Here is a 13,842-nt window from a genome sequence, read left to right as displayed (position 1 = left end):
GGATTCTTAAGTTTTTATTCAATTTGGTTGAGGTTTGATTTTCGTTTGCCGTAAGCGAAGTAAACCAAGATTCCGACTGTCCCCCAAATGATGAAGGCGATCCAGGTTTCTGGACGCACGAAGTACATTAGAAATAAGTTGAAGGCAACACCTAATGTACCAACTACATAAACGAACGGAGTTTTATAAGGGCGTTCTAATTCTGGTTTTTTAACGCGTAAAATCATCACGGCAACGCAAACCATGGCAAAAGCAAGAAGAGTTCCCATAGAGCACATTTCGCTTACTTTATTAATTGGTGTTAGTGCTGCTGTTACAGATATGATTAAACCAACTAAAATGGTTGATTTGTGTGGTGTTTTGAAAATCGGGTGAAGCGTTTTGAAGAAGTTTGGCAACAGGCCATCTTTAGCCATTCCTAAGAAAATACGGGTCTGACCGAGCATCATTACCAACATTACGCTTGTTAATCCGGCAGTTGCAGCGAGGGTAATGATAAATACCGCCCAAGTGATGCCGTTTTCGCTAAATGCAGAAGCTACTGGTGCCGCTTTATCGAGTTGGTCGTATTTCACCATTCCTGTTAAAACTAGAGAAACTAGTATGTACAATACGGTGCAAATAAGTAAGGATGCAACTATGGCGAACGGAACGTCTTTTTTTGGATTGATAGCTTCTCCAGCTTGTGTAGATACGGCGTCGAATCCGATGTATGCGAAGAAAACGATAGTTGCGGCTGTAAGTACGCCACCAAATCCGAAGCTTACTTTTTCGACACCATCGATTAATGTTGTAGTTTCAGTTGGAATGAAAGGATCCCAATTCGCTGGTTCTATGTAGAAAGCACCACAAATGATTACGAAAAGAACAACCGCAACTTTTATTATCACGATAATGTTGTTGGTTTTAGCAGCTTCTTTGATGCCTTTTACCAAGATATACGTCACAACCCATGTAATTAAGAATGCAGGTAAATTAAATGCGAAACTAGGTTCGGCAATAAGATTATTCGGATTTTCTGCGTTGTGTTCGGCGACTTTAGCTACGGCCGTTGCATAATCGTTGCATAACCAAATTGGAAAATCGATACTAAACAAATGCAGTAGTTTTACAAAGTAACCACTCCACGCCACCGCTACTGTGGTAGCACCCATCATATATTCTAGAATAAGGTTCCATCCAATAAACCAAGCGAAGATTTCCCCTACAGTACCGTAAGCGTAGGCATAAGCACTTCCTTCTACAGGTAAAACCGATGCAAATTCGGCGTAACACAAAGAAGCGAATAAACAACCAATTCCTGCAATAACAAATGAAAGGGCAAGTGCTGGTCCGGCGTAATCGTGGGCAGCAATTCCGGTCAGGGTGAAAATACCACCTCCGATAATTGCGCCTATTCCCAACGAGGTAAGTCCCCATTTTGTTAGCACGCGCTTGAGGTCGTTTTTCTTCATATCGGCTTCAAAGGCCGAAACTGGTTTAACTCTCCAAATTGACATAAAAATTGTTTTGTGACGTATTAATAGATGCCAAATATATCTTTTTTACGGATATGTCGAACAATTCATCTTGTTGCGCTGAGTAAAATGCCTCAGTACAAATCAAAATACAAATCCGATGCTGAACCAAGTAAAACCATTGCCGGTTTCCGGCGACCAAGAATACTTGATTTCGGCGGGTCCGATTATGGTTTCGAGACCGTAACCTATTGCATAACCTGAAAGTCGGGGTCTTGATATCCAATCAGAAGTTTGAAACAATCGATTTCCTAAATTCATAAAATTAGCAGCAAGGTTAATGTGGTGTTTGCGGTAAAATTCATAATCGAATGTGCCAGTAGCTCTTATGTAACTATCGGCACTCAGGTTCAAAAAATTGTAACCATAAAAAGGTTTAATGTTGAGAATTTCAGTAAAACCGTAGCCGCCAAAGGTGAAATTAAAAAAATCAATGGTACGTTCGCCGATGGCAAAACCAGCGTCGGATTCGAGCTTTAAGGTTGTTCTCGGAAAGAACTTTGTTGCGAAAGCCACATGACCTTTAGCTATAGAAAATGGTTCAAATTCTTGGGTGTAATTCGTAGAGTAAAATAAGTGTTGCAGATCGGCATTAAACATCCAACCCGATTTTGGAAAGTATCGGTTGTCGAAACTGTCAAATTTCAGATAGCCAAAAACACTGTAATAGTTACTTCGTTCAAAAAGCGGCGTTGTATCTTCTAGTGTTTCCGATTTTATAAGAATGTTTTGATGTTCGATCCCGCCTCCTATCAGCATTCGTTCTAAAAGTAAGGTTTGGACATACAACTGGTTTACCCAATTTTCAACATCGAGATTGAGCGATGAAACTCCCAGCAAATCTAAAATTCTCCCCTCGTTGAAGTCGGTTTTTGCATTTCGATTAAACGAATTAAATCTGCTTTTAAATCCGTAACTCCAGTAAAATCCGTTGTCGATGTAATAATCTAAATTATATCGCAATTGGTCGCCTAGCATAAAATCCGCTGAAAAAACATCGTTTTTTAAAATTGTCTTTTTGTGGGTTACGTTTAGAAGTACAGCACTTTTGAACAAGCCGTCGTAATGCGCCCCGATTTTAAAAAAAGTTCTATTTGGATTTTCAATCAACTGTAATATCAAATCGTCTCCCCGACCGTTGTCCTCAAATTCGTACGAAATACCGCTGTAGTTCTGTGTTGCATTTAAGTTGTTAATTCCCGTACGCAACTGCTCAAACGTTATTTCCGTTTGAGGTTTAATTTTCAACTTTCCAAGCACGTAGGCTCGAGTATAATTCTTTAGTTTACCAATTTGTATTCGATTTATCTTAACCGAATCTCCAGCAAATTTTAATCGATGTTTGTGTGCAGAAACCGAATCTCCGTAAGCCTTAAGCTTTTCGTAAACCGTAAAAGCTGCTTCTTCTCCAGCTCGAATTATTGCCGCTCCGTCATCGAATGATATCACCGAATAATTAGAAACGTCGGGTTTTATGTAGATATCGGTATTTTCAGCTTTTTCTTTCATGCGTTCCAACATTCCCATGTTCGAAATTTGCACCAAAATTCGTGTTGCATCGCGCAACGCATTGCGGTCTTTTAATCCGTCTTGAACGTCAACACCAATAATAATATCAGCTCCCATATCTCGAACTTCTTGAATGGGATAGTTATTCACCACACCTCCGTCAATCAACAAGCGCCCGTTGCGTTCCACAGGAGCAAACAAACTCGGAAACGAGCTACTAGCAAGCATTGCCTGCGGTAAGGAACCGTCTTTCATAATTACTTGCTTACCAGTTTCTATATCGGTTGCAATACAAATAAACGGAATCGGCAAGTCAGAGAATTTTTTGATGTGCCTAACGTTTGCCGTTAAGCGCGACAGTAAATTATAGTTGTACATGCCTTTTGATAAGGCAGTAGGAATCCCGATCTTAAATTTATTGAAAGGTAAAGTAAGCGCATACATTTCGTCGTTTCGTCGTTCAAAATAGGTTTTCGAACGTCGCGGAATGTAATCTTGTAACAATTCATCAAAATTCGTCGACCTAAAAATCGAATCAATTTGCGTCGCGTTGTAACCCGATGCATACAAGCCACCAATAACCGCACCCATGCTTGTTCCGCCAATGTAATCTACTTTTACGCCGGCCTCTTCCAAAACCTTTAATACGCCAATGTGTGCAAAGCCCTTAGCGCCACCGCCACTTAAAACCAGACCAATTTTTTTTCGCGGAACCGGTTGTTCTTGCGCTGTCGCAGAAGCAAGTGAAAGCAAACATAGCAAGAGGAGAATTTTTTTCATGTTGATTTTTGTTCGTTTGTTTGATAATGATTGATGATTTTTTTTGCTTTCGAAGCACCAACTACCTCGGCAATATCAGCTTCCGAAGCTTCTTTTAAACGCTTAACCGACTTAAACTTCTTGATTAGAGAAGTCATCGTTTTTTCGCCGATACCCGGAATTTCTTCGATTGCCGAAACCAATGCCGTTTTACTGCGCTTGTCTCTATGGAACGTAATTCCAAAACGGTGGGCTTCGTTGCGTAAATGCTGGATGATTTTTAGAGTTTCCGACTTTTTGTCGAGATACAGCGGTATCGGATCGTTCGGATAAAACAATTCTTCCAAACGTTTCGCAATTCCAATTATAGCCACTTGGCCGCGTATGCCCAAAGCGTCGAAACTCTTTAAAGCCGCTCCCAATTGTCCTTTTCCACCGTCAATAATTACCAAATTAGGCAAGGGTTCGTTTTCTTCGAGCAGGCGTTTGTAGCGGCGATAAACCACTTCTTCCATCGATGCAAAATCGTTCGGACCTTCAACGGTTTTTACATTAAAATGGCGGTAGTCTTTCTTGCTTGGTTTCCCGTCTTTAAAAACTACACAAGCCGAAACCGGATTCGTTCCTTGAATGTTTGAGTTATCGAAACACTCGATATGACGCGGCTCTACTGGCAAACGCAAGTCTTTTTGCATCTGTGCCATAATCCGATTTGTATGTCGGTCGGGATCCACAATTTGCAACTGTTTCAATTGTTCAATGCGGTAATATTTGGCATTCCGTTCCGATAATTCCAGCAGTTGTTTTTTATCGCCCAATTGCGGAACCGTTACGCGGATACGCTCGCCTAAATCAATGGAAAATGGCACAATCACTTCGCGAAACTGCAAGGAAAAACGCTCTTGAATTTCCACAATGGCCAATTCCAAAAGTTCAGCATCCGTTTCGGCGAGTTTCTTCTTGATTTCAAGCGTATGCGAACGAATAATCGCACCGTGCATGATTTGCAAATAGTTGATATACGCCGCACTTTCGTCGGAAACAATCGAAAAAACATCCACATTCGTGATTTTCGGATTGGCAACAGTCGAGTACGCCTGGTACTTTTCCAAAGCTTCGATTTTCACTTTCATTCGTTGCGCCAATTCAAACTCCAAGTCCTGGGCGTATTGCTGCATTTGCGTTTTAAATTCGCGTAAGCTGTGCTTGAAATTCCCTTTCAACAATTGCCGAATAGCTTCTACTTGCTTTTCGTAGTGTTCGCGGGTTTCGTTTCCTTCACACGGACCTTTGCAATTGCCAATATGATATTCCAAACAAACCTTGAATTTATGCGATTCGATGTTCTTTTCCGACAAATCGTAATTGCATGTACGCAGCGGATACAATTCTTTAATCATATCCAGTAAAGTGTGCACAATTTTAAAATTGGTGTACGGGCCGTAGTATTCCGAACCGTCTTTAATCATGCGCCGTGTGGGAAAAATACGCGGAAACGGTTCTTTTTTGATGCAAATCCACGGATACGACTTGTCGTCGCGAAGCATTACATTATATCGCGGCTGGTGTTTTTTGATGAGGTTGTTTTCCAATAACAACGCATCGTTTTCGGTTTCAACTACAATGTGTTTAATGGTAGCAATTTTGCGCACCAATACGTTTGTTCGTGCATTGTCGTGCACTTTATTAAAGTACGACGAAACCCGCTTTTTCAGGTTCTTTGCTTTGCCAACGTACAGTATTTTCCCTTCTTTATCGTAGTATTGATAGACACCAGGATTATCGGGTAAAGTTTGTATTTGAAGTTGAACAGACGGCTCAGACATTTTCTAAAAGATCTAGTGTAAAGTTACAGCGAACCTTCTAATTTTGGTAATGAGTTTGAAAAATATGCTACTTTTAACAACGCATATGTCAAAAAACCAGAAAAAACTAACGCTTTTAGGCGAGGAAATACTGCCCGGACAGTCGAAAACACTGTATCTCGAGCTGGCGCGCCTGCCCACGGCAACCAAACTTAAAATACCTGTTATTGTTTGTAGAAGCAAGAAACCAGGTCCAACCGTCTTGTTTTCGGCTGGAATTCACGGCGATGAAATCAACGGTGTTGAAATTGTACGGCAGCTTATTGTACGAAAGCTAAATAAGCCCGATGCCGGAACCATCATCTGTATTCCGGTAATCAATATTTTCGGCTTTGTCAATCAATCGCGCGAGTTTCCCGACGGTCGCGATCTCAACCGCGTATTTCCGGGAAGTAAAAAAGGTTCGATGGCTGGGCGTTTTGCCTATTACATTCTCAAAGAAATTTTGCCGGTCGTCGATTTTGCAGTCGATTTCCACGCAGGTGGCGCCAAGCGATTTAATGCCGCACAAATTCGAATCGTTCCCGGCGATGCGCAACTGCTCGAATTGGCACAAGTGTTCGCCGCTCCGTTTATATTGTATTCTAAAAACATATCCGGTTCGTTTCGAACTGCTGCCGAGAAGGCAAAAGTTCCGATGCTGCTGTTCGAAGGCGGCATGTCTTTAGATATCAATCCGCAAATTGTGCACTGCGGCGTTAACGGCGTTATTCGTTTGCTGAATTTTTGGCAAATGCGAAAAGATAAAGACGTACCCATTGCGTCTGAAGCAACGATTTTGGAACGCTCGGGCTGGGTGCGCGCAAAAGCATCGGGTTTTTGTCACGACCGCGGATTTTTAGGAAAGTTCGTGCAAAAAGGTACCGGCTTGTGCGAAATAACCGATCCGTTTGGCAAATTCGTGCAAGCCATCAAAGCGCCGCATCACGGCTACGTCATCAATGCCAACTTAGGTTCGATTGTTTACGAAGGCGATGCGCTGTACCATCTGTCTATCGAGAAGTTGGCTGCGGTCGAATCACAATTCTATAAAAATGACGGACAAGAATAGTCTTCGCGCGCTGTATAAGAAAAAGCGCTTGGCACTGACTCCGGCTGAGCTTACAAAAGCGAATAGTCGGATTTTCGAACAGTTTCAAAAAATCGACTTTTCGGAGTGCAATCTCATTCATCTGTACACGCCCATAGCTAAATGGAACGAGCCGGATACGGTTTTGTTGCGCGATTTTTTATATGCCATCGGCAAACGTTGTGCAACTGGAATTGTGGTCGAAAACACTACCGAAATGCAGCAAGTCGAGATTTTTCCCGATACCCAATTTCGCAAAAACAATTGGGATATTCCAGAACCTGTTGCGGCCAAAATAATCGCCGTTTCCGAAATCGATTTGGTAGTTGTGCCGTTGCTTTGTTGCGATAAGGAAGGCAATCGTGTGGGTTATGGCAAAGGCTTTTACGATGTTTTTCTTCGCCAATGCAAACCAAATGTTCAAGCAATCGGACTTTCATTTTTCGAACCGTTGCAGCAAGTCATTTCCGCCGAAGCGCACGATGTTAAACTCAGCGGAATATTAAGTCCGAATCAGTTTTATCGATTTTGATTTTTTGGGTGCGCCTTGCCCGTCCGAGCCAGATCCCAAGCGGGCAAGTCGCGCTTTTCATTCCAATAAACCTTGCTCAAGCGGCTTTTGGTAAGGTATAAAACGGGCTTCTTAGGCCGCCGTTTTACACCAACCGCCAGCGCTTTCCCTGCGGTTTATTTCCATTGCAATCGCTCGCACGGAAAAACGTCTTTGGAAGTACGTTTCAAAAAACCCAATCGGCGCATCTTTTGCATTCGATATTCAAAGCACATTGCTTCCTACCTAAGTGCTTGCCAGCTTGTAAAACTTAGGCTATCTTTGCACTTCTTTTTTACATCAGATGAATAAACTACTTATTGTTGGAACCGTAGCGTTCGACGCTATAGAAACGCCTTTCGGAAAAACCGACAAAATACTCGGCGGAGCAGCAACCTACATCGCACTTTCTGCCGCAAATTTTAAAGTCGATTCAGCGGTGGTTTCCGTAGTTGGAAACGATTTCCCAGACGAATATCTGCAATTACTTCGCGATAGAAACGTAAATATCGACGGTATCGAAATTGTTCCAAACGGAAAAACGTTCTTTTGGGCAGGTAAATACCACAACGATTTAAACTCGCGCGATACACTCGTAACCGAGCTCAATGTATTAGCAGATTTTAACCCAATTGTTCCAGAAAATTACAAGGATTCAGCTGTGGTAATGCTCGGAAACTTGCATCCTTTAGTGCAAACATCGGTGCTTAACCAACTAACAGCTAAACCCAAATTAGTAGTTCTCGACACCATGAATTTCTGGATGGATTGTGCGCTTCCGGAACTGCTCGACGTCATCAAACGCGTGGATGTAATTACAATAAACGACGAAGAAGCACGTCAGCTTTCTGGCGAATATTCGCTGGTTAAAGCGGCTGCTAAAATCCACGAAATGGGACCAAAATATGTGGTAATCAAAAAAGGAGAACACGGCGCCTTACTCTTCCACGGAAGTGAAATTTTCTTCGCACCGGCATTACCGCTCGAAGAAGTTTTCGATCCAACTGGCGCAGGCGATACGTTCGCAGGAGGTTTCTCAGGATTTATTGCACAATCGGGCGATATTACCTTCGAAAACCTCAAACAAGCTATTATTCACGGCTCAAACTTAGCCTCGTTTTGCGTCGAGAAATTTGGAACCCAGCGTATGGAAAACTTACAAACGCATGAAGTGAAAGAAAGATTGCAACGTTTTAAAGAATTAACTCAGTTTGAAATGGCAAACATCTAAATAAAACTACGCCCCGAATTTTCGGGGTTTTTTGTTTTCAAAAAACACATATATGAAAAAAATCAGCTCATTACTAGCAATCATTAGTTCATCGTTACTTTTCGCTCAAGCACCAACCTGGAATTGGGTGAAACAATCTACGGGTGCTATTAATGAAGCTTTTGCATGTGTAACAACCGATGCTAACGGAAATGTTTTTGCCGGCGGTAGCATCATCTCAGAAACCGCCGATTTCGGTCTAGGCCCAGTAACAACAAACGGATCTGCAGATTATTCAATCATCAAATACGATACAGCTGGAACACCTTTATGGATGAGAAACGGCGGAGGAGTAGGCAATGAAGTCGTCTTTTCTTTAACGACCGATGCCGAAAACAACATTTATGCTTTGGTACGATACGAATCGCCAACTGTAACTTTCGGGAATTTCACATTAAATTGTACATTAGGCTCAATTGGGGGATCAAATCCGCCACTTCCCTCTGACGTTGCTTTGGTAAAGTACGACACGAATGGAACAGTCTTGTGGGTAAAGAAAATAGGAGGCGCAGAGCGGGAAAGTTCCTCAGCCATTTCTATTGATAGCTCTGGAAATGTTTATGTATCAGCGTTTTCAGAATCTAATAACACAACTGTAGGTAGTTCATCTATAGTTGTTGGTTCGAATAGTTTCGTTGGTGCTTTTTTAGCAAAATTTGATGCTTCCGGTAATGTATTGTGGATCAAGCGATTTGGAAACGACAATATCTACGATGGTTGTCGTTTGAGCGGCCTCGTTTTTGATGATTTAGGAAACTTTTATTTAACAGGAGGTTTTTCTTCGGATACTTTTACCTTAGGATCAACGACCTACACGAACACAGCTCAAGGAGGATATGACTCTTTCATTGCAAAACTTGATCCTGCGGGGAATATCCTAGAACAAAAGCTATTGCAAGGAACCGTCGATGATTCATTCGGTGGTGTAGTTAAAGTCCAAAACGAGTTATTCGTCCCTTTTGACATTAGATTATATCAAATTTCCAATTCTGCTACTTATTCGTTTGATGGAGTAGATTATTCCACAACGACTTCGACGGGCGGTTTATTTAAACTGGACTTAAACTTACAATTTCTCGGATTAGTTCCGAATATTAATTTTCCAGGTACAGTTTTTACCGACGGAGCTACACTTTACTTAGCCGGTAATTTTTTTGAACCCACAAGAACATTCGGAGACTTCACCTTAACCAATACAAACAGCAGCACAACGGTACCGACCGGCGATATTTTTATAGCAAATATGGATACTTCAGGTCAGTTTCTTTGGGCAAAATCGGCAGGCGGAACGGGCTCCGACGATCCCTTAGGTTTTGCTATTGATACAAATGCCAACATATACGCCGCAGGTTATTTCAATTCCTCTCCCTGTACTTTCGACAGCTTCACGATAAACAATACTTCTGAAGATAACTATCTCGATGCCTTTGTAGCGAAGTTAAACTCAGCTATCCTTTCAAATACAGATTTAAATAACGAAAAGGTAGCGCTGTATCCGAATCCAACACAAAATGAAGTTCATATCGAAAGCGCTAACCTATTAAAAAAGGTAATCATTTCTGATGTAAATGGACGAATTCTCGACACACAATTTGAAAAAACAGTAAACCTAACTAATCTAAATACGGGAATTTATTTTTTAACTATTGAAACCGAATCAGGAATTAGTTCTCATAAAATAATCAAACAGTAATTTGGCGGGTAATTCTTAAAGAAGTTCCGCTTTAGCAACACAACAACTACAATGAGCGACACTTTAAAACACGAATGCGGTATTGCACTTCTCCGACTCAAGAAGCCGCTTTCGTTTTACAAAGAAAAATACGGCAGTGCTTTTTACGGCATCCAAAAAATGTATCTGCTAATGGAAAAGCAACACAACCGCGGTCAAGACGGCGCCGGTTTTGCTTCCATAAAATTCGACATGAAACCTGGTGAACGCTACATATCGCGCGTTCGTTCCAACGCTTCGCAACCTATTCAAGACGTTTTCTCGCAAATCAATACGCGCATCAATGCCGAAATGAGTTTGCATCCGGAACGCACCGACGACGTTCGCTGGCAGAAGAACAACTTGCCCTACATCGGCGAGCTTTTCCTTGGTCACGTTCGTTACGGAACCTTCGGTAAAAACAGTATCGAAAGCGTACACCCATTCCTTCGACAAAACAACTGGATGCACCGAAATCTCATCGTTGCCGGAAACTTTAACATGACTAACGTAACTGAACTATTTGAATCCTTAGTCGAACTGGGGCAACATCCAAAAGAACTAGCCGACACGGTTACGGTCATGGAAAAAATCGGTCACTTTCTCGACGATGCCGTCACCGATTTATACCAAGAATGTAAGCAAAACGGCTTGTCTAAACGCGAAGCATCACCTGTGATTGCCGAAAAACTCGACATTACCCGAATTTTAAAACGCGCATCCAAAGGTTGGGACGGCGGCTACGCCATGGCAGGTTTGTTTGGTCACGGCGATGCGTTTGTATTCCGCGATCCAGCCGGAATTCGCCCAGCTTACTTCTATGAAGACGATGAAATTGTAGTCGTTGCCTCAGAACGTCCGGTTATTCAAACGGTTTTCAACGTTTCGTTCGATTCGGTTCAGGAATTAGCGCCTGGACATGCACTAATCATCAAAAAATCAGGACAAACATCGGTTTCCGAAATCATTACGCCGGTAGTCAAAAAAGCCTGTTCGTTTGAGCGTATCTATTTTTCCCGTGGCAGCGACGCCGAAATCTACAGCGAACGCAAAGAACTCGGTAAATTGCTGTTTCCAAAAGTGTTAGAAGCTATTGAAAACGATACCGAGAACGCCGTTTTCTCGTACATTCCGAACACCGCCGAAGTTTCTTTTTTTGGAATGGTCGAAGCCGCGCACGAATATCTAAACCAACATAAAAACGACGAAATTTTACAACGTCGCAAAACACTAACAAAAGAGCAATTACACGAAATTCTGTCGCGAAAAATTCGAACGGAAAAGATTGCCATTAAAGACGCAAAACTGCGCACATTTATTACTGAAGACAGCAGTCGCGAAGATCTGGTGGCGCACGTGTACGACGTAACTTATGGCGTGGTAAAACCGACAGATCATTTGGTGATTATCGACGACAGCATTGTTCGTGGTACCACGCTAAAGCAATCTATTCTTAAAATGCTGGATCGTTTAAATCCGAAGACGATTGTCGTGGTTTCATCGGCGCCACAAATTCGCTTTCCCGATTGCTACGGAATTGATATGGCAAAACTCGAAGGTTTGATTGCCTTTACCGCGGCAGTTGCGTTGTTGAAAGAACGCGGTTTGACACATATTATCGATGAGGTTTACGCGCGTTGCAAGGAACAAGAAAACCGAAAAGACGATCAGATTATCAACGCTGTGAATGCCATTTACGAACCGTTTACCGACGAAGAAATTTCGGCAAAAATCGCCGAGTTACTCACTCCGGCCGATATCCAAGCGAAAGTGCATATCATTTTCCAAAGTGTTCCGAATTTGCATCAGGCATGTCCGAAAAACTTGGGCGATTGGTATTTCACTGGCGATTATCCAACTCCGGGCGGAAATCGGGTGGTTAATCGGGCTTTTATGAATTATTACGAAGGTAAAGACGCACGCGCCTATTAAACAATTTGTTAAAAACAGCATTTTAACGACTATCTCAGCATTTTATCTAAAATTGTTGGTAAGGCAGCGGCGCGCTAATACTTTTACATCTCCATAAAGTTAGTAGGTTAAATTTATGGTAGATTTGGGGCAAAAAGGGTGAAGCGCAAGTTTCACCTTTTTTATTTTAAGGGATTTTTTACTTATTTGGGCAATCCGCTGCGGCAAACGTTTAGTGGAAATTCATCTGCCGCACCGTCACGCCTTTCACTGCAACAAAACGCTCGAAAAAAACACAAACACTGGTCGCCAAAAAGCTTCTAGGGTCGCTTTTTTTCTTCCGTGTTTCTAAGTTTTTTCGAGCGTTTTGGTTTCCGTTGTAGTCGTTATTGCGGGCAAAGTACGCAAATACGTGTCTTTAAAACATATCGACAACAGCAAATTTATCGCGTATTTCTAGAAACAAATCGGTTAAACCTGCAGCGTCGTCGGTGGTAACTAAACGTTGGCGGTATTCTTTAAACCCGTGAATCCCTTTAAAATAGTTGGTATAGTGGCGACGCGTTTCAACAATTCCCAAACGCTCGCCTTTCCATTCCATGGCCCATTTCAGATGGTTTTCGGCAGCTTCAACACGATCCGAAAAGCTAGGCTCTGCGCGGCGTTCGCCGGTTTTCATGTAATGTTTTATTTCGTTGAAAATCCACGGATAGCCAATCGCCGCACGGCCAATCATAACGCCATCAACGCCGTAGCGGTTCTTGTATTCCACGGCTTTCTCGGGCGAATCAATATCTCCGTTTCCAAAAATCGGAATCGTAATTCTCGGATTGTTTTTTACGCGAGCAATATGCGACCAGTCGGCTTCACCCTTGTACATCTGTGCTCGTGTTCGGGCATGAATCGAAAGCGCTTGAATACCCACGTCTTGCAAACGCTCGGCAACTTCATCAATGTTAATGCTGTTTTCATCCCAACCCAAACGGGTTTTAACCGTTACGGGCAAATGCGTTCCTTTGATAACGGCTTTGGTTAAACGCACCATTAAATCAACGTCTTTTAAAACACCGGCGCCGGCTCCTTTGCAAACCACTTTCTTTACCGGACAGCCAAAATTTATGTCAATTAAATCCGGATTTACCGCGCTAACAATTTCCGACGACATACCCATGGCCTCTTCGTCGCCGCCAAAAATTTGGATGCCAACCGGACGCTCGTAATCAAAAATATCGAGTTTTTGCCTGCTTTTAATTGCATTTCGAATGAGTCCTTCGCTGGAAATAAATTCCGAATACATCAAATCGGCACCGTGCGCCTTGCAAAGTCTGCGAAACGGCGGATCACTTACATCCTCCATCGGAGCAAGCAAAAGCGGAAAGTCGGGAAGTTGGATATTTCCAATCGTAACCATTGCGGGTATTTTTGGCAAAGTTACTAAACAAAGCCGAGTTGGTAGTAATTTGGTGAAGCGCGCACAATTTGTGTGGTTTTGTTTGTCTCGAATTCCTTTATGAACGATTTCCTTTTAGATTAAAACCTCATTTTTATACCATAAATAGTATAAAAACAAATTGAATGCCTATAATTATACTATAAAAGGTATAAAAATAATGATTGAGAGAAAAATTATACCTTTTGTGGTATTTTTAAATGATAAAATTATATTTTTGTAGTTGAAGAG

General features: G+C 42.1%; 9 protein-coding genes. 5 read left to right on the top strand and 4 right to left on the bottom strand.

Features of this window, described 5'->3' with window-relative positions; translation table 11 throughout:
- Positions 1–14: 14 nt before the first annotated feature.
- The 3 genes from ACOVQQ_RS02445 to uvrC all read right to left on the bottom strand — a co-directional run bounded on the left by ACOVQQ_RS02445 (position 15) and on the right by uvrC (position 5,611).
- On the bottom strand, positions 15–1,499 hold the full coding sequence (locus ACOVQQ_RS02445; protein ID WP_421816785.1) for an APC family permease: 1,485 nt from the start codon (positions 1,497–1,499) through the stop codon (positions 15–17).
- A 102-nt stretch (positions 1,500–1,601) separates the two neighbouring features.
- Positions 1,602–3,806 (bottom strand): patatin-like phospholipase family protein, encoded by a 2,205-nt coding sequence (locus tag ACOVQQ_RS02440; RefSeq protein WP_421816784.1) that lies wholly within the window; start codon positions 3,804–3,806, stop codon positions 1,602–1,604.
- Positions 3,803–5,611 carry an excinuclease ABC subunit UvrC gene (gene uvrC / locus ACOVQQ_RS02435; protein ID WP_421816783.1) on the bottom strand — a complete coding sequence of 603 codons (1,809 nt, stop codon included), beginning with the start codon at positions 5,609–5,611 and terminating at the stop codon, positions 3,803–3,805. Before uvrC ends, ACOVQQ_RS02440 begins: the two co-directional genes overlap by 4 nt.
- A 64-nt stretch (positions 5,612–5,675) precedes the next feature.
- Between uvrC and ACOVQQ_RS02430 the strand changes: the two genes are divergently transcribed.
- The 5 genes from ACOVQQ_RS02430 to ACOVQQ_RS02410 all read left to right on the top strand — a co-directional run bounded on the left by ACOVQQ_RS02430 (position 5,676) and on the right by ACOVQQ_RS02410 (position 12,182).
- Complete coding sequence (locus ACOVQQ_RS02430; protein ID WP_421816782.1) at positions 5,676–6,701, top strand: succinylglutamate desuccinylase/aspartoacylase family protein; 1,026 nt, start codon at positions 5,676–5,678, stop codon at positions 6,699–6,701.
- Positions 6,685–7,251 carry a 5-formyltetrahydrofolate cyclo-ligase gene (locus ACOVQQ_RS02425; protein WP_421816781.1) on the top strand — a complete coding sequence of 189 codons (567 nt, stop codon included), beginning with the start codon at positions 6,685–6,687 and terminating at the stop codon, positions 7,249–7,251. Before ACOVQQ_RS02430 ends, ACOVQQ_RS02425 begins: the two co-directional genes overlap by 17 nt.
- A 322-nt stretch (positions 7,252–7,573) precedes the next feature.
- The gene (locus tag ACOVQQ_RS02420) at positions 7,574–8,500 is read left to right on the top strand and encodes a PfkB family carbohydrate kinase (RefSeq protein WP_421816780.1); all 927 of its coding nucleotides are present in this window, start codon (positions 7,574–7,576) and stop codon (positions 8,498–8,500) included.
- Positions 8,501–8,552: 52 nt separating this feature from the next.
- On the top strand, positions 8,553–10,232 hold the full coding sequence (locus ACOVQQ_RS02415; RefSeq protein ID WP_421816779.1) for a T9SS type A sorting domain-containing protein: 1,680 nt from the start codon (positions 8,553–8,555) through the stop codon (positions 10,230–10,232).
- Between the two features lie 51 nt (positions 10,233–10,283).
- Positions 10,284–12,182, top strand: a complete 1,899-nt coding sequence (locus ACOVQQ_RS02410) for an amidophosphoribosyltransferase (protein WP_421816778.1) — start codon at positions 10,284–10,286, stop codon at positions 12,180–12,182.
- 397 nt (positions 12,183–12,579) lie between these two features.
- Here ACOVQQ_RS02410 and dusB read toward each other — a convergent pair whose 3' ends face one another.
- On the bottom strand, positions 12,580–13,572 hold the full coding sequence (dusB, locus tag ACOVQQ_RS02405) for a tRNA dihydrouridine synthase DusB (RefSeq protein ID WP_421816777.1): 993 nt from the start codon (positions 13,570–13,572) through the stop codon (positions 12,580–12,582).
- Positions 13,573–13,842 lie beyond the last annotated feature (270 nt).

The sequence above is a fragment of the Flavobacterium sp. genome, assembly GCF_049240005.1.
GTDB lineage: Bacteria > Bacteroidota > Bacteroidia > Flavobacteriales > Flavobacteriaceae > Flavobacterium.
This window is presented reverse-complemented; position numbering and strand designations above follow the sequence as displayed.

Coding starts and splice junctions, on each gene's coding strand:
- ACOVQQ_RS02445 (WP_421816785.1), bottom strand. CDS start 1,499: ATGTCAATTTGGAGAGTTAAACCAGTTTCGGCCTTTGAAGCCGATATG.
- ACOVQQ_RS02440 (WP_421816784.1), bottom strand. CDS start 3,806: ATGAAAAAAATTCTCCTCTTGCTATGTTTGCTTTCACTTGCTTCTGCG.
- uvrC (WP_421816783.1), bottom strand. CDS start 5,611: ATGTCTGAGCCGTCTGTTCAACTTCAAATACAAACTTTACCCGATAAT.
- ACOVQQ_RS02430 (WP_421816782.1), top strand. CDS start 5,676: ATGCTACTTTTAACAACGCATATGTCAAAAAACCAGAAAAAACTAACG.
- ACOVQQ_RS02425 (WP_421816781.1), top strand. CDS start 6,685: ATGACGGACAAGAATAGTCTTCGCGCGCTGTATAAGAAAAAGCGCTTG.
- ACOVQQ_RS02420 (WP_421816780.1), top strand. CDS start 7,574: ATGAATAAACTACTTATTGTTGGAACCGTAGCGTTCGACGCTATAGAA.
- ACOVQQ_RS02415 (WP_421816779.1), top strand. CDS start 8,553: ATGAAAAAAATCAGCTCATTACTAGCAATCATTAGTTCATCGTTACTT.
- ACOVQQ_RS02410 (WP_421816778.1), top strand. CDS start 10,284: ATGAGCGACACTTTAAAACACGAATGCGGTATTGCACTTCTCCGACTC.
- dusB (WP_421816777.1), bottom strand. CDS start 13,572: ATGGTTACGATTGGAAATATCCAACTTCCCGACTTTCCGCTTTTGCTT.